Consider the following 14,878-nt stretch of genomic DNA (forward strand, 5'->3'; position numbering starts at 1 on the left):
GGCGGCCGGTCGGCGGGGGGTCCGCCGGCCTTGCGCCGATGGGGATCCACTGGGATCACGGGGGGAGTCCGGCCGGTAGTGGTCACCGACCGTGGCGATCAAGCACCTGAGCACGTCAGATGATCGGAGGTCGTCCCATCCTGGTCAGTCGCCAGACGGTACGCCATCGCATGGGCCTCCGCTGACCGCACGGTTCGCGGAAGCCCGCCCGGAAACCGCCCAGCCAGGCCTTCAGTCCCTCGGCGGAGGGACGTCGGGCCAGGGTCAGCAGGAACCAGGTTCCCAGATAGAGAGGCACCAACGGGGCCGGAAGGTTCCGCCTCGCGAGCCAGACCCGGTTACGGGCCACGTTGTGGAAGTAGGCGGCGTGCCGGGCCGGCGAGGTGGCCGGGTGGTGCAGCACCACGTCCGCCCGGTAGTCGATGGCCCAGCCCGCGTCCAGCGCGCGCCACGCGAGGTCGGTCTCCTCGTGGGCGTAGAAGAACTCGGCGGGCAGCTGCCCGGCCTGCTCGAACACCTTGCAGCGCACCGCGCTCGCGCCGCCCAGGAAGGTGGTCACCCGGGACGAGCGCATCGGATCGCTGGCACGCAGCCGGGGGACGTGCCGGCGCTGGGTGACGCCGGTGTCCGGGTCCTCGATCCGGAACGAGACGATGCCCAGCTCCGGATCGGCGGTGAAGGCCTCGCGCAGCAGCCGGGCCGAGTCGGGGCGCGGCAGCAGCCCGTCGTCGTCCAGGAAGAGGATGGCGTCCACGTCCCGGCCGTTCGGCCCGAACAGTTCGATGCCGACGTTGCGCCCGCCCGGGATGCCGACGTTCTCCGGCAGCTCGACGCTGCGCACGCCCTCCGGCAGCGGGGGCAGCTCGGCGCCCTGGCCGACCACCGCGAACTCGACGGCCGGGCCCTCCTGGGCGCGGACGGACTCGATCAGGGCGGTGAGCTCGGCGGGCCGGTTGCCCATGGTGATGATGACGGCGCCGAGGCGGAAGCTCTCCGCGGCGGTGGACGCGCCGGACGTGGCGGGCGTGGTGGAAGTGGTCATCGCAACCTGCTCGAAAGGACGATGCTCAACAGGTGGAGCACGGTCTGCAGCATGGCGATCGCCGCCAGCACCACGACCGCGATCCGGGTGAAGAACAGTCCGCCGTGGACGGCGTCGGCGACCCCCGCCGCGAGGATGAACAGCGAGGCCTCGACCGCGCCGACCAGACGGTGGAACTTCAGGAACGACGCCGCGCGGCGGGCCCTGGCCACCGAGGACGAGCGCGGGACCGAGGCGCTGTCCTCGACGGCCGTCATGCCGCTGCGGGCCCGGGCCACGTCCACCAGGTCCGTCTCGGACTTGATCAGGATGGCGCCGAGCGCGGCCAGGGTGCCCAGGAAGGCCCACTCCCAGTGGGAGCCGTGGCCCTCGCGGTGCAGCAGGTCGGTGGCGCGCAGGCCGAGGCCGGTCAGCAGCGCCGCCTCGGACATGTAGTGGCCGACCCGGTCCAGGTAGACGCCGGTGAGCGAAGTCTGCCGGCGCCAGCGGGCGACCTCGCCGTCCACGCAGTCCAGCAGCAGGTAGACCTGGATCAGCAGGGCGCCGAGGACCGCCCCGGTGATGCCCGGGACGACCAGCGCGGCGCCGGCCAGGATGCCCGTGCACATCATCAGGTACGTCAGGCCGTTGGGCGTGATCGCCGTCATGGTGGACAGCACGCGGGTGATCCGCAGCGAGATCTTCCGCATGTACAGGCGCCCGGCCCAGTGCTCGGCGCTGCGGCGCTGGAGCATGCCCTCGGGGTGGATCACCGCGCGCAGTTCCTCGATCGAGGGCCGGCGGCTCAGGTCCACCGGGGGCCGCGCGCCCGTGGTGGAGGGGTCAGCTGTTGACGGCTTGGACATAGTCGGCGTACGCGTCCCTGATTGCGGAAGGGGAGAGGTCGAGGTGTTCCAGGATGGTGAAGCGCCCGGGGCGGGTGTTCGGAGCGTAGTGCACCGCTTCGGTGAACTCCGCTTCGGTGAAGCCGATTTGAGCTGCGGTCACCGGCAGCCCGTGGCTCGCCAGGCGCTCCACGATCAGACCGGTCAGCTCGCGCTCGCCCCGCAGGAAGCTGGCGAACGCGGCGCCGAGGCCCACCTGTTCGCCGTGCTGGGCGGAACGCTTGGGGTACAGCACGTCCAGGGCATGCGAGATCTCGTGACAGGCACCCGAGGAGGGCCGGGTGCTGCCTGCGATGTTCATCGCGATGCCGGACAGTACCAGGGCTTCCGCGAGGGCCGTCAGGAGGTCCTGGTCCTGCGTGTTCCCCGGGTGTCGCAGCAGGTTCTCGCCCGCCGAGCGGGCCATCGCCACGGCCAGCCCGTCCACCGGTTCGCCAGTGACGGCGTGCGACAACTCCCAGTCCGCGCAGGCCGAGATGTTCGAGACGACGTCCCCGACGCCGGCCGCCACGAAGCGCGGGGGCGCCTGCCGGATCACGTCCAGGTCGACGATGATGCCGATCGGGCTGGGCACCCCGTAGGAGCCCCGGCCGGCGTCGTTGTCGAGGGTGGAGACCGGCGAGCAGATGCCGTCGTGGGCGAGGTTGGTGGCGACCGCGACCACCGGCAGGCCGACCCGGGCGGCGGCGTACTTGGCCGCGTCGATGATCTTGCCGCCGCCGAGGCCGACGACCGCGTCGTAGTGCTTGCCGCGCATCTCCTCGGCGAAGCGCACCGCGCTGTCGAGGCTGCCGTCGTCCACGTTGTACCAGTCGGCGCCGGGCAGGGCCGGCTCCAGGCGCTCCCGCATCGCGGCCCCCGAACCGTTGCTGATCGCCACCGCGATCCGGCCCGAGGCCGACAGCCGCTGGTCCGCGAGGATGCCGCCGAGCGCGTCCAGCGCGCCCGGGCGGATCTCCGCGAACAGCGGCGAGGGGACCAGTCGGGTCAGTACTGGCACGCGATCTCCCGCGCCTTCGCCAGGTCGTCGTGGTTGTCGACCTCGACCCAGGACACGTCGCCGATCGGCTGGACGTCGATCCGCAGGCCCCGGTCGACCATCTCCTGGTAGCCGTCCTCGTAGTACAGCTGCGGGTCGCGCTCGTAGGTGGCGCGCAGCGCGTCGGTCAGGTCGGCGGCGGCGGCGGGGTTGATCACGGTGACGCCGATGTACTCGCCGCTCGCCTCGGCCGGGTCCATCAGCTTGGTGATCCGGCGCATGCCGGCGGCCGGGTCGACGACGACCTTCATCTCCTCGTCGGCGAGCTTCTTCACCGTGTCGAGGGCCAGCAGGACGCCGGGGGCGCGGCCCTCCTCGGTGAGGCGCCGGTTGCCCTCCAGCACCGTGCGCTGGACGGAGGCCGGGTGGACGGTGTCTCCGTTGGCCAGCAGCAGGCCCTCGGCGAACAGCTCGCGAGCGCACCAGAGCGAGTAGGCGTTGTTCCACTCCTCGGCCTTGTCGTTCTCGACCAGGTGCAGCGTGACGCCGTACTTGCGCTCCAGCGCGTCCTTGCGGTCGTACACGGCCTCCTTGCGGTAGCCGACGACGATGGCCGCGTCGCGCAGACCGACCTCGGCGAAGTTGCCCAGGGTGAGGTCCAGGACGGTCCGCTCCCCGTCGACCGGCACCAACGCCTTGGGCAGGGTGTCGGTGTACGGGCGCAGCCGGCGGCCGGCGCCGGCTGCCAGAACGAGGCCGATCATGCGGGGTCTCCTGATCCGTCGTGCGTCGAGCTGTGCGCGCGGGATGTGCCGACGGGTCGGCGGCGCTGCGGTGCGCCGGAGCGGTGTCGGACCGGGCCCGGCGGTGGCGCGCCGGACCGGCACAGATCCGGGCAGCGTGTCGTAAGTGATGGTAGGCGACCCGGACGATCCGCCCGAACGCGCCCGGTGGCGGTCCGGTGACGGCCGGGTGGCCATGCCGTGATCGAACGCCCCCCGAACGCGTTCCGAACGATTCTGCGAAAGGAATGACCCTTCCGGGGAGGTCCCGGGCCCTTCTCCGCCCGGATCGGAACTCCTCCGGGTCATGATCCGCCCGGTTGTGCGTGGGACCCGTGCCGACCGCCACCCATACGGCAGACTGGAGCCCGACGCCGGCGCCGGTACCCCCGCTGTGTCCACTGCACCCCACCCGGTGCACACGACGCACCCGATGCTCCCGTTGCTTCCGCTCCCGAAAGAGGCCTCATGCCCCAGAGTCTGCCGACCGAACCGACCCACTTCGACGCCGAGATCGACTCCGGTCTCGACGTGGAGACAGACGTGACGGCCGACCCACGGGGCCTGTCCACCGCCCCCTCGGGCGCCGAGATCCTGCTGGAACTGGTCGACGACGAGGGCGTCACGATCGGCACCGCCGAGAAGCTCTGGGCCCACCAGCAGCCGGGCCGGCTGCACCGGGCCTTCTCGGTGTTCCTCTTCGACCGCCAGGGCCGGATGCTGCTGCAGCGCCGCGCCCTCGGCAAGTACCACTCCCCCGGCGTCTGGTCGAACACCTGCTGCGGGCACCCGTACCCGGACGAGCCGCCGTTCGTCGCCGCCGCCCGGCGCACCGCCGAGGAACTGGGCGTCGCACCGGCGCTGCTCTGCGAGGCGGGGACGGTCCGCTACGACCTGCCGGACGAGGCCTCCGGACTCATCGAGCGGGAATGGAACCACCTGTTCGTGGGTCTGGTCACCGCGCCGGTCGAGGCCAACCCGGACGAGGTGGACGACCACGCCTTCGTGACCGCGCAGGAACTGCGGGAGCTGCGGGCGGAGCGGCCCTTCTCGGTGTGGTTCGAGACGGTCTTCGAGGCGGCGCTGCCGGGGATCCGGGAGATCGCCGGGCGGGACTGGTAGTGCCGGTGCTGCCCGTGCCGGTGCTGCCGGTGCTGCCCGCGCCGGTCCTGCCGGTGCTGCGGGGCGCGCGGCGCTGAGTGCCGCGGATTCCGTTCCGGCGAGCACTCCCGCCGGGTGCCGGGCCGGCGGCCGTGACCCCTCCGGCGCGCCCGTCAGCGCTCTGACTCCGGGGGCACGGGCAGCGACGCCCAGATGACCTTGCCGCCCTCGCCGGTGCGTTCGACGTCGCACACCCCGCCGGCCTGCAGGGTCACGCTCTTCACCAGCAGCAGGCCGCGCCCGCCGGTGCGGCCGGTGTCGGTCTCCAGCGCCTTCGGCCGGTACGGGTCGCCGTCCTCGACGGACACCCGCACCCACCCTCGCCGCACCGACAGCTCGGTGGTCACCTCGGGTGACAGCTCGGCGGCATGCGTCACCGCGTTGCTGACCAGCTCGGAAACGATCAGCAGCAGGTCGTCCACCAGCTCCTGGTACCGGACGCCCGCCATGCCCTGGGCCAGCAGCCGGTCCCGTACCGCGTGACGGGTCCGCGGCACCGAGGCCTCCTCGGCGGGCACCCGAAAGCGCCAGACGCCCTCGACGGGGCCGTCGTGGCTGCCGCGTCTCGGCTCCGCCTCCGTCGTTCCGCTGATCTGCTCCACGTTCAGCCGCCCTTCGTCCGCGACCCGGGAATCAGGCGATCCGCTCATGGCGCCCTCGGTCCCCAGAGGCTAGGAGAGCGGTCGGCACGGACGTGGCACCGGCGACAACTTGCCCGTGTCGGATCGATTCGGACCGATGCCGATCGCTTGCGTCACTCAACCTGAGCGTTCGCTTCGCGCTCGCCACCGCTTCGGCCGGCGTTCGAGCGCTCCGGCGAGCCGTCCCAGCCACCCCGGCCAGTCCCGCCCGCCGGACGCCCCCACCGGCCACGGGATGGACGGCGGCCGGTGGGGCGCACGTAGGCCTGAGGCCGAGGAAACGCAGGTGAGAAGCACTCCAGAACCCTGGTAATGTTCTCTCTGTCGCCGAGGGGGCGAGCCGAAAAGCCCCCGGAGCACACACACCCCGTCCGGGTGGCGGAATGGCAGACGCGCTAGCTTGAGGTGCTAGTGCCCTTTATCGGGCGTGGGGGTTCAAGTCCCCCCTCGGACACAGCCGAATTCCCCGTGGGATCCGAAAGGAACCCACGGGGAATTCCCTTTTCCCGGCTCGGCCGGTGATCCGCCGGCCGTCGGCCACCCGCCGTTCCCCGCCCGCCTCTTGCCACGCCCGCGCCGCGCCCCTTGCCGCGTCCCCTCGCGTGTGGCGCAGGTCTCGCTGCGCGGATCACCGAGTCCGGAAACCGGACACGAGATGGCAACGATCGGGGCGGTTTGAGCTTCCCCTGAGGTAAACGCCCCATTTCGGACCATAGGCTTCTGGGGTTTGTCCGGAATACCGACGCAAAACCGTAAAAGCTCCGACACCACCCGATGAACCCCGAGCGAGAGGACCGATACGTTGAGTGAGCCCGAATCGTCGACGGCATCACATCAGAACTACCGCCGATCGCTCGGCACCATCAGCCTGACCGCGGTCGGGCTGGGGTCGATCATCGGATCCGGCTGGCTGTTCGGTGCGGAACGGGCGGCCAAGCTGGCCGGCCCCGCCTCGATCCTGGCCTGGATGATCGGCGCCGCCGTGGCGCTGACCATCGCCCTCACGTACAGCGAGCTGGGCTCGATGTTCCCCAAGGCCGGCGGCATGGTCCGGTACGGCCAGTACTCGCACGGCTCGCTGGCCGGCTACCTGGCCGCCTGGGCCAACTGGATCGCCATCGTCTCGGTCATCCCCGGCGAGGCCACCGCCTCGGTGCAGTACATGAGCTCCTGGCACTTCGGCTGGGCCAAGGGGCTATACGACGGCAAGGAACTCAGCGTCAGCGGCGTGGCGCTCGCCAGCGTCCTGCTGCTCGTCTACTTCGCCCTCAACTGGTTCGCGATCACGCTGTTCGCCAAGACCAACACGGCGATCACCGTCTTCAAGGTCGTCGTGCCGACGCTCACCGCCGGCGCGCTGCTCCTCGCGCACTTCGACTCCGCCCACTTCACCGACCACGGCGGCTTCGCGCCGAACGGCTGGAGCGCGGTCTTCACCGCCGTGGCGGTCTCCGGCATCGTCTGGGCCTTCAACGGCTTCCAGTCGCCGCTCAACCTGGCCGGCGAGGCCCGCGACCCCGGTAAGTCGCTGCCGAAGGCCGTCATCGGCTCGATCCTGATCGCCCTGGTGATCTACGTCGCGCTGCAGATCGCCTTCCTCGGCGCCGTCCCGACCGGTGACCTGTCCAAGGGCTGGAGCAGCCTCGCCTACACCTCACCGCTGGCCGACCTGGCGATCGCCTGGGGCCTGAACTGGCTCGCCATGCTGCTGTACGCGGACGCCTTCATCTCGCCGTCCGGCACCGGCATGATCTACGCCGCCACCACCTCGCGCATGATCCACGGTGTGCAGGAGAACGGCCACCTGCCCAAGGTCTTCGGCAAGGTCGACGCCAAGACCGGCATCCCGCGCCCGGCGCTGGTGCTGAACCTGGTGGTGGCCTTCCTGTTCCTCGCGGTCTTCCGCGGCTGGGGCTCGCTGGCCGAGATCGTCTCGGTGGCCACGGTGATCTCGTACATCACCGGCCCGGTCGCCGTGATGGCGCTGCGCCGCCTCGCCCCGGACCTGAAGCGGCCGGTCCGGCTGCGGGCCATGCCGGTGATCGCGCCGGTCGCCATGGTCTTCGGCTCGCTGGTCCTCTACTGGGCCCGCTGGCCGCTCACCGGCAAGGTCATCCTGCTGATGGCCGCCGGCCTGCCGATCTGGGCCTGGTACGAGCTGCGCAAGCCGTTCGCCGAGCTGAAGCCGCACCTCAAGGCGGGCGCCTGGATGGTCGCCTACCTGTTCGTGATGGCCGGGATCTCCTGGGCCGGCAGCACCGACTTCGGCGGCCAGGGCTACCTGCCCGAGGGCTGGGACCTGCTGGTCGTCGCCGCGATCGGTCTGGCCTTCTACTACTGGGGCGTCGCCAGCGCCTGGAACAACCCCTCGCTGGACGCGGTCCGCCAGGAGCTGGCGGCCGAGGAGGCCGCGGCATCGTCCGGCGCGGCGGAGGTCGGCGGGGCCACGGAGCCTTCGCGGGCCTGAGCTCACAGGGGATCGAAGGGCCGGTCGGGTTTTCCGACCGGCCCTTCGGCGTTGGGTGGCGGGAGTGGGGTGGCGTTCGGGTGACAGCGCCCAGATGACAGCGGACAGATAACAGACTTCAGCTAACAGATAACAGATGTTGAAATTTGTTATCTGTCCGCTGTCATCTGTCAACCTCGGCGGGCGCAGCGGGCCCGCCGGGCGCGGCGGATGGCGGAGGTGAGCACCGGCGGGAGGAGGTCCCGGGCGGCGCGCTTGGCGACGTTGAGCGGGCGGCGCGCCTCGGCGGCGCGGGCGCGGCGGGCGGCGAGGTCGAGGGCGGCCTCGTTCTGGCCGCTCCGGATGTCCCGTCCGGGCTCCTGCGCCGAGCGTTCGGCGGCCTCGGCGGCCAGTCGCGCCTGGTGGCGGGAGCCTCGGAACGGCCGGATGCCCGCCGAGTTGCCGGCCATCCGCAGCAGCTGCTGCCCGTTGAGGGTCTCGGCGGTCAGGTGGCAGCCGGCCGCAAGGCCCACCCGGTCGAGCAGCTCGCGCTGGAACGGCTCCGGGTCGCCCCAGGTGCCGTAGAACTTGCACTCGGTAAGCATGATCGGGTTGAGGCCGCGGTTGAACACCGCCTCCCAGGTCGCGGCGGCCACGCCCGGGGTGTGCTGGGAGCGGTAGTCGTCCAGCACCACGACGCCCTGGGGCTGCAGCGCGGTCCGGGCCACCTGGAGGTCGGCCACCACGTGCTCGTAGAGGTGCGAGGCGTCGATGTGGACGAAGCGGTACGCCCCGGCCGGGATCCGCCCGCCCGCGAGGACGGAGGTCGGCGCCTGGATGATCTGCGGCAGTTCGTCGTGGAAGGCCAGGTAGTTGGCCTCGAAGGCCGCGCGGCTGAGCGTCCTGCGGTAGGAGGTGGTCATCTCCTCGGAGTTCTCCTCGTCGGGCGCGTCCGAGTCGAAGAGGTCACAGACGGTGAACGTCTCGCCCGGCTGGAGGTGCTCGCCGATCACGATCGCACTGCGGCCGAGGTAGGCGCCCATCTCCAGGAGGTCGCCGGTGACGCCCGTCTTCTCCTGGTGTCCCAGGAACCAGTCGAAGGAGTGCCGGTCGTGGTCCCAGAACCACCCCGGAACGTCCTCCAACACGGCCGGTTCGACGGGCTGCTGCGACTCGCCCTTCAACGCTGTGTCGGTCACGGGTTGCTCCTCGGGGTAAGGGTGACCTTCGGAATCCGGCCCACGTCTCGGTGCGGTAGCGGCTACCCGCCCGCCCTGCGGGAATGCACCTGCACCGCCCGGCCGTGCGCGAGTCGGCCCCCAACGACAGTAGGCACCACCGCCGAGTTCGCTGCAATCCACAGCGGCTCCACCGGCCCGGGCAGGCTCCCGGACAGACGTGCCGGCGGACCTGTCGATTCGCGGCCGGAGATGAACACGGCGCGGCGACTGGCGTACCTCCATTGTGTCCCGTCGACTGCGTGCTGTCACCCGCCTCGGGAATGATCTTCGTCGCGGTTTCCGCGCCTACGGTGGTGGCGGGCGGCCCGTCCGGAGGGCCCGGAGGCGAGGAGCGGATCGACGTGACGGAAGCACAGCGGGGCGAGTCAGGTGCCCAGGACCTGTGCCTGGCAGCGGAGTTGACGGCGATGATGGCGCAGGACGGCGCCCACGCCCGGCTGGCGAACAGTGCCGACCTGGCCGAGCAGGCGCCCTGGCGCCGGCTCACCGCCCGGCACGGGGACCGGCTGGCTGAGATCATGACCGAGCACGGCTGGCCGACCGAGCGGAGTGTCGGCGCCGAGGCGGCCCGGGCGGCCTGGCTGGTCGCCCAGCACGCCGACCGCCAACTCGACGCCCAGCGAAGGGCCGTGGCCCTGATGACCGAGGCCGTGGCGCGTGGCGCGGCGAGCGCCCGGGACTTGGCGTTCCTGGAGGATCGGCTGGCCGTCAACGAGGGACGCGAGCAGCGCTACGGCACGCAGATCGGCGCGGTGGCCGACGGCCGTCCGGTGCCGTGGCCGTGCGAGGACCCGGAGCGGCTGGACGAGCGCCGCGCGGCGGTCGGGATCGAGCCGTTCGACGAGTACACCGCGCGGTTCGCCCCGAAGTGACCGGCGGGTACATGCGGGTACATCCGGCGGGATCGGCTCTTGCGTGCGGCCGTTGGGCCACCTTGACTGAACGTCGACCAGCGGTGGTCCTGCGACCCGCGCTGTTCGTCGAAGCCGCTGACCAGTCGAGAGGACGATCCGTGCAGGAGTACGCGGAGTACGGCGACCAGTACATCGACGGCGCCTGGCGGCCCTCCGGGGACGCCGGGTCGATCGCCGTGCTGAACCCGGCGACCGAGCAGGTGCTCGCCACCGTACCGGCGGGCGGGGCGAGCGACGTCGACGCCGCGGTGTCGGCGGCCCGCCGGGCGGCCCGGAGCTGGGGTGCCACCACCCGCGAGGACCGGCTGACGCTGCTGACCCGGCTGCGGGACGGGATCGCCGCCGCCCAGGCGGAGATCACCTCGACGGTGGTCGCCGAGCTGGGCGCCCCGGTCGGCTTCGCCGGGGCCGTGCACGCCGGTCTGCCGCTGACCGTGGCCACCTCCTACCTGACCCTGCTGGCCGAGCACCCCTTCGAGGAGCGGATCGGCAACTCGGTGGTGCTCGCCGAGCCGGCCGGCGTGGTCGCGGCCATCACGCCGTGGAACTACCCGCTGCACCAGATCACCGCGAAGGTCGTCCCGGCGCTGGCGGCCGGCTGCCCGGTGGTCCTCAAGCCGGCCGAGGACACCCCGCTGGTGGCCCGACTGTTCGCCCGGCTGGTGGACGAAGCCGGCTTCCCGGCGGGAGTGTTCAACCTGGTGACCGGTACCGGTGCGGCGGCGGGCGCGGCGCTCGCCGCCCACCCGGAGGTGGACGTGGTGTCGTTCACCGGATCCACCGCGGTCGGTCGGCAGGTCGCCGAGGCGGCCGGGCGCGGGCTGAAGCGGGTCGCGCTGGAGCTGGGCGGCAAGTCCGCCAACGTGGTGCTGCCGGGCGCCGACCTGGCCCGTGCGGTCAGTGTGAACGTCGCCAACGTCTTCGCCAACTCGGGCCAGACCTGCAGCGCCTGGACCCGGCTGTTGGTGCACCGGGACCAGTACGAGGAGGCCGTCGCGATCGCCGCCAAGGCCGCCGAGAAGTACGTCCCGGGCGACCCGGCCGATCCGCAGACCCGGATCGGCCCGCTGGTCAACGCGAAGCAGCTGGACCGGGTGCGCGGCTACCTGGACGGCGCGCTCGCCGAGGGCGCCCGACTGGTGGTCGGCGGCCCCGAGCCGCTGCCCGAGCTGCCGGTCGGCTTCTACGTCCGGCCGACCGTGCTGGCCGATGTCACCCCGGAGATGGCGGTGGCCCAGGAGGAGGTCTTCGGCCCGGTGCTGTCGATTCTCCCGTACCGGGACGAGGACCACGCCGCCGAGATCGCCAACGGCACCGTCTACGGCCTGGCGGGCGGCGTCTGGGCAGCGGACACCGACACCGCCGCCGCCTTCGCCCGTCGTCTCGACACCGGCCAGGTCGACCTGAACGGTGGCCGGTTCAACCCGCTGGCCCCGTTCGGCGGTTACAAGAGCTCCGGCCTCGGGCGCGAGCTGGGCCGGCACGGCCTGGAGGAGTTCCTCCAGTACAAGTCCCTGCAGTACTAGCGGAGTCGGGCGGAGGCTGTCGGGCCGGTGCCGGACAGCCCCCGCCCGGTCGGAGTCAGACCAGGTCAACGCCCGGGTAGAGCGGGAAGGGCGCGAGCAGGTCGGCGGCGCGCTTGGCGATGCCGTCGCGCAGGGACTCGTCGAGGGTGTAATGCGCCTTGGAGGGGCTGCCGTTGGCGCCGGCGGCGGGGGAGGTGGCGCGCAGGACGGTGTCGATCAGAGCGGCGATCTCGTCCATCTCGGCGGCGCCCAGGCCACGGGTGGTCAGGGCCGGGGTGCCCAGGCGCACGCCCGAGGTGTACCAGGCGCCGTTCGGGTCCAGCGGAACGGAGTTGCGGTTGGTGACGATGCCCGAGTCGAGCAGCGCGGCCTCCGCCTGACGACCCGTCAGCCCGTAGCCGGAGACGTCGGCGAGCACCAGGTGGTTGTCGGTGCCGCCGGTGACCAGCGTGCCGCCGCGGCGCAGCAGGCCGTCGGCGAGGGCCTGGGCGTTGTCCACCACCGCGCGAGCGTAGGCGCGGAACTCCGGGCGGCGGGCCTCGGCGAGGGCGACGGCCTTGGCGGCCATCACGTGCGACAGCGGGCCGCCGAGCACCAACGGGCAGCCGCGGTCGACGTGTTCGGCCAGCTCGGCGTTGCTCAGCACCATGCCGCCGCGCGGGCCGCGCAGGGACTTGTGGGTGGTCGTGGTGACGATGTGGGCGTGCGGCACCGGGTCGTGGTCGCCGGTGAGCACCCTGCCGGCGACCAGGCCGGCGAAGTGCGCCATGTCGACCATCAGGGTCGCGCCGACCTCGTCCGCGATCTCGCGCATCCGGGCGAAGTCGACCAGTCGCGGGTAGGCCGAGTAGCCGGCCACGATGATCAGCGGGCGGAACTCGCGGGCGGTCTCGCGCAGCGCGTCGTAGTCGATCAGGCCGGTGGCCGGGTCGGTGCCGTAGCTGCGCTGCTCGAACATCTTGCCCGAGATGTTGGGCCGGAAGCCGTGCGTGAGGTGACCGCCGGTGTCCAGGGACATGCCCAGCATGCGCTGGTTGCCGAGCTCCTGGCGCAGCCGGGCCCAGTCCTGATCGGTGAGGTCGTTGACGTTGCGCACCTGCGCCCGCTCCAGGGCGGGGCTCTCGACCCGCTGGGAGAGGACGGCCCAGAAAGCGGTGAGGTTGGCGTCGATGCCGGAGTGCGGCTGCACGTAGGCGTGTTGGGCGCCGAACAGCTCGCGGGCGTGCTCGGCGGCGATGGCCTCGACGGTGTCCACGTTGCGGCAGCCGGCGTAGAAGCGGCGGCCGACGGTGCCCTCGGCGTACTTGTCGCTGAGCCAGTTGCCCATGGCGAGCAGGACGGCCGGGGAGGCGTAGTTCTCACTGGCGATCAGCTTGAGGGAGGCGCGCTGGTCCTCCAGTTCCCGGCCGATGGCGGCGGCGATCCGCGGTTCGACGCCGGCCACGACGTCCAGGGCGCTGCGGAAGGCGGTGTCGGCCGCGGGAACGGCGGCGGTGTGGGGCGTCTGCGCGGGCTGGGCCATGGCGGTCTCCTGACGGCGATGCGGGGGGCCCAGGCGCTCGGCAACTCGACGTGAGGATTCACGGGACCGCTTCCCGATGGTCGATTCCATCCGTACGCGCCAGTCGCGGTCCACCGGGATCGTACCAACCCGGCGGGGACTGCCGCGGGGGTCTCAGCATGCGGTACCGCGAGCCCGGGGCGGGTGTTCGGGGTGGGGTGTTGGGTGGTGCGGGCGGTCGGGCCGGGTGTCCGGGGCGGGCGGTCGGGTCGGGGTGCCCCAGGGTCCGTCCGGCCCGTGTGGGGGGTGGCACGATGCCGGGCGGGACGGTCATGATCGAAGCGTGTCAGGTCGGGCCTGACCCGATCCGGTGCGATCCGGTGTGATGCAGTGCGGTCCGGTGCGGTCCGGTGTGATGCGGTTCGACCTGGGAGGACTGGCGGAGATGTCCGACATCGATCATGCGGCGGGCGATCAGCCCGGGGTCGACCGGGAACTGGTCGCGGCGGCCCGGGCGGTGGCCGAGCGGTACTCGCGGGGCGACAACCACACCATCGCGGCGGCCGGACGCAACGCCGACGGGCGGATCTTCACGGCCCTGAACGTCTACCACTTCACCGGCGGCCCGTGCGCGGAGCTGGTGCTCATCGGGGCGGCGGCCGGGCAGGGGGCCTACGAGCTGACCACGGTGGTGGCCTTCGCCGACAAGGGGCGCGGGGTGGTGCCGCCGTGCGGGCGCTGCCGCCAGGTGCTGCTGGACTACTTCCCGGGGGCGCGGGTCATCGTCGAGCGGAACGGCCGGCTGACCGCCCTGCCGGTGCCGGAGCTGCTGCCGGTGGCGTACCTCCGGGCCGACCAGGAGACCGGCTGAGCCGGGACGGCGCGGCGGCCTGACGGCGGGAGGCGGTGCGGCGGGACGGCGGGGCGGCGGGCCCTGCCATTCGGCCGTCGTTCGGCTGCGCGAGCGCGGCTCAAGGCGTTAGCGTGCTGGCGACGCGACATCGCCTGCGCGGTCCTTTTGAGCCGCGGAAATCCCCATCGGAGGGGCTCTGTGTCGGACGACCTGCTCACCGCGAAGATCAACCACGGCTTCGACCAGCTCGACGCCGACGGGGACGGCCTGCTCACCGAACGCGACCACGTGCTGATGGGCCACTCGGTGGCCCGCTCGCTCGGCCACCAGGAGGGTTCGGAGGCCGAGGCCCTCATCGTCCGCGCCTACCTGACCATCTGGCACGACCTGCACCTCGCCGGAAAGCCCGCCGGGACGGAGGCGATCACCCGCCAGCAGTTCGTCGCCTCGACCAGCTCGCTCGCCGACGACCCGGAGGCCGCCCGGGAGATCCTGGGCACGCTCGCCGAAGCCTTCCTCGCCGTGGCCGACCCCGACCGCAGCGGGACGGTGGACGCCGGTGAGTTCTTCGTCTTCCAGCGCGGCCACTTCGCCGGTCTCAGCCGGGACGACGCCGACGAGGCCTTCCGCCACCTCGACCTCGACGGGGACGGGACGCTGTCGGCCGACGAGTTCACCAACGCGATCATCGAGTACTGGACCAGCCGCGACCCGGAGGCCCCGGGCAACTGGTGGACGGGCAAGCCGCCGTACGCGCTCTGATCCGCGGGCACCGACTGGGCCCGCTCCCCGACCGGTCCCTCGATCCCCCGTCGTGGGGGGGGGGGGGGGGGGGGGGGGGGGGGGGGGGGGGGGGGGGGGGGGGGGGGGGGGGGGGGGGGGGGGGGGGGGGGGGGGGGGGGGGGGGG

Annotated in this window: 13 protein-coding genes, 1 tRNA gene and 1 riboswitch; of the genes, 7 read left to right on the forward strand and 7 right to left on the reverse strand. The window is 72.3% G+C overall.

The window, feature by feature from the left end; genetic code table 11:
* Positions 1-115 precede the first annotated feature (115 nt).
* The 4 genes from ACZ4WV_RS25835 to ACZ4WV_RS25850 form a co-directional block, all read right to left on the reverse strand.
* On the reverse strand, positions 116-1,042 hold the full coding sequence (locus ACZ4WV_RS25835) for a glycosyltransferase family 2 protein (protein ID WP_465750626.1): 927 nt from the start codon (positions 1,040-1,042) through the stop codon (positions 116-118).
* The gene (locus ACZ4WV_RS25840; protein ID WP_465750658.1) at positions 1,039-1,776 is read right to left on the reverse strand and encodes a CDP-alcohol phosphatidyltransferase family protein; all 738 of its coding nucleotides are present in this window, start codon (positions 1,774-1,776) and stop codon (positions 1,039-1,041) included. Before ACZ4WV_RS25840 ends, ACZ4WV_RS25835 begins: the two co-directional genes overlap by 4 nt.
* Positions 1,777-1,864: 88 nt before the next feature.
* A complete protein-coding gene (locus ACZ4WV_RS25845) occupies positions 1,865-2,926 on the reverse strand; it encodes an iron-containing alcohol dehydrogenase family protein (RefSeq protein WP_350744185.1) in 1,062 nt (353 codons plus the stop codon).
* Complete coding sequence (locus ACZ4WV_RS25850; protein WP_465750628.1) at positions 2,914-3,669, reverse strand: phosphocholine cytidylyltransferase family protein; 756 nt, start codon at positions 3,667-3,669, stop codon at positions 2,914-2,916. The genes ACZ4WV_RS25845 and ACZ4WV_RS25850 overlap by 13 nt, the downstream gene beginning before the upstream one ends.
* A 486-nt stretch (positions 3,670-4,155) precedes the next feature.
* Here ACZ4WV_RS25850 and idi point away from each other — a divergent pair, with 486 nt between their 5' ends.
* Entirely contained in the window at positions 4,156-4,809 is a 654-nt protein-coding gene (gene idi / locus ACZ4WV_RS25855) for an isopentenyl-diphosphate Delta-isomerase (RefSeq protein ID WP_465750629.1), read from the forward strand.
* 152 nt (positions 4,810-4,961) lie between these two features.
* Here the strand turns inward: idi and ACZ4WV_RS25860 are convergent, their stop codons facing one another.
* Entirely contained in the window at positions 4,962-5,498 is a 537-nt protein-coding gene (locus ACZ4WV_RS25860; protein WP_465750631.1) for an ATP-binding protein, read from the reverse strand.
* A 360-nt stretch (positions 5,499-5,858) separates the two neighbouring features.
* Here ACZ4WV_RS25860 and ACZ4WV_RS25865 point away from each other — a divergent pair.
* Together ACZ4WV_RS25865 and ACZ4WV_RS25870 are read left to right on the forward strand one after the other, a co-directional pair.
* A tRNA-Leu gene (locus tag ACZ4WV_RS25865) sits at positions 5,859-5,943 on the forward strand.
* A 348-nt stretch (positions 5,944-6,291) separates the two neighbouring features.
* Positions 6,292-7,956, forward strand: coding sequence for an APC family permease (locus ACZ4WV_RS25870; RefSeq protein ID WP_465750633.1), 1,665 nt, complete (start codon positions 6,292-6,294; stop codon positions 7,954-7,956).
* A 170-nt stretch (positions 7,957-8,126) separates the two neighbouring features.
* Here ACZ4WV_RS25870 and ACZ4WV_RS25875 read toward each other — a convergent pair whose 3' ends face one another.
* Entirely contained in the window at positions 8,127-9,134 is a 1,008-nt protein-coding gene (locus tag ACZ4WV_RS25875) for a class I SAM-dependent methyltransferase (RefSeq protein WP_465750635.1), read from the reverse strand.
* Positions 9,135-9,583: 449 nt separating this feature from the next.
* Between ACZ4WV_RS25875 and ACZ4WV_RS25880 the strand changes: the two genes are divergently transcribed.
* On the forward strand, positions 9,584-10,048 hold the full coding sequence (locus ACZ4WV_RS25880; protein WP_465750660.1) for a DUF6624 domain-containing protein: 465 nt from the start codon (positions 9,584-9,586) through the stop codon (positions 10,046-10,048).
* A gap of 140 nt (positions 10,049-10,188) precedes the next feature.
* Positions 10,189-11,616 (forward strand): aldehyde dehydrogenase family protein, encoded by a 1,428-nt coding sequence (locus ACZ4WV_RS25885; RefSeq protein WP_465750637.1) that lies wholly within the window; start codon positions 10,189-10,191, stop codon positions 11,614-11,616.
* Between the two features lie 55 nt (positions 11,617-11,671).
* On the opposite strand, the gene ACZ4WV_RS25890 is transcribed toward ACZ4WV_RS25885, so the two are convergent.
* Positions 11,672-13,138 (reverse strand): glycine hydroxymethyltransferase, encoded by a 1,467-nt coding sequence (locus ACZ4WV_RS25890; RefSeq protein ID WP_465750639.1) that lies wholly within the window; start codon positions 13,136-13,138, stop codon positions 11,672-11,674.
* A gap of 20 nt (positions 13,139-13,158) precedes the next feature.
* A riboswitch (ZMP/ZTP riboswitch) is annotated at positions 13,159-13,255 on the reverse strand.
* Positions 13,256-13,562: 307 nt separating this feature from the next.
* On the opposite strand from ACZ4WV_RS25890, the gene ACZ4WV_RS25895 reads away from it, so the two are divergent.
* A complete protein-coding gene (locus tag ACZ4WV_RS25895; RefSeq protein WP_465750641.1) occupies positions 13,563-13,988 on the forward strand; it encodes a cytidine/deoxycytidylate deaminase family protein in 426 nt (141 codons plus the stop codon).
* Between the two features lie 180 nt (positions 13,989-14,168).
* Entirely contained in the window at positions 14,169-14,732 is a 564-nt protein-coding gene (locus ACZ4WV_RS25900; protein WP_465750643.1) for an EF-hand domain-containing protein, read from the forward strand.
* Positions 14,733-14,878 lie beyond the last annotated feature (146 nt).

The sequence above is a fragment of the Kitasatospora sp. NPDC029312 genome (genome assembly GCF_055569215.1).

Bases quoted from the DNA above. Each gene is read 5' to 3' on its own strand.
- idi (WP_465750629.1), top strand. From the start codon at position 4,156: ATGCCCCAGAGTCTGCCGACCGAACCGACCCACTTCGACGCCGAGATC.
- ACZ4WV_RS25890 (WP_465750639.1), bottom strand. From the start codon at position 13,138: ATGGCCCAGCCCGCGCAGACGCCCCACACCGCCGCCGTTCCCGCGGCC.
- ACZ4WV_RS25895 (WP_465750641.1), top strand. From the start codon at position 13,563: ATGTCCGACATCGATCATGCGGCGGGCGATCAGCCCGGGGTCGACCGG.
- ACZ4WV_RS25850 (WP_465750628.1), bottom strand. From the start codon at position 3,669: ATGATCGGCCTCGTTCTGGCAGCCGGCGCCGGCCGCCGGCTGCGCCCG.
- ACZ4WV_RS25840 (WP_465750658.1), bottom strand. From the start codon at position 1,776: ATGCTCCAGCGCCGCAGCGCCGAGCACTGGGCCGGGCGCCTGTACATG.
- ACZ4WV_RS25835 (WP_465750626.1), bottom strand. From the start codon at position 1,042: ATGACCACTTCCACCACGCCCGCCACGTCCGGCGCGTCCACCGCCGCG.
- ACZ4WV_RS25880 (WP_465750660.1), top strand. From the start codon at position 9,584: ATGATGGCGCAGGACGGCGCCCACGCCCGGCTGGCGAACAGTGCCGAC.
- ACZ4WV_RS25860 (WP_465750631.1), bottom strand. From the start codon at position 5,498: ATGAGCGGATCGCCTGATTCCCGGGTCGCGGACGAAGGGCGGCTGAAC.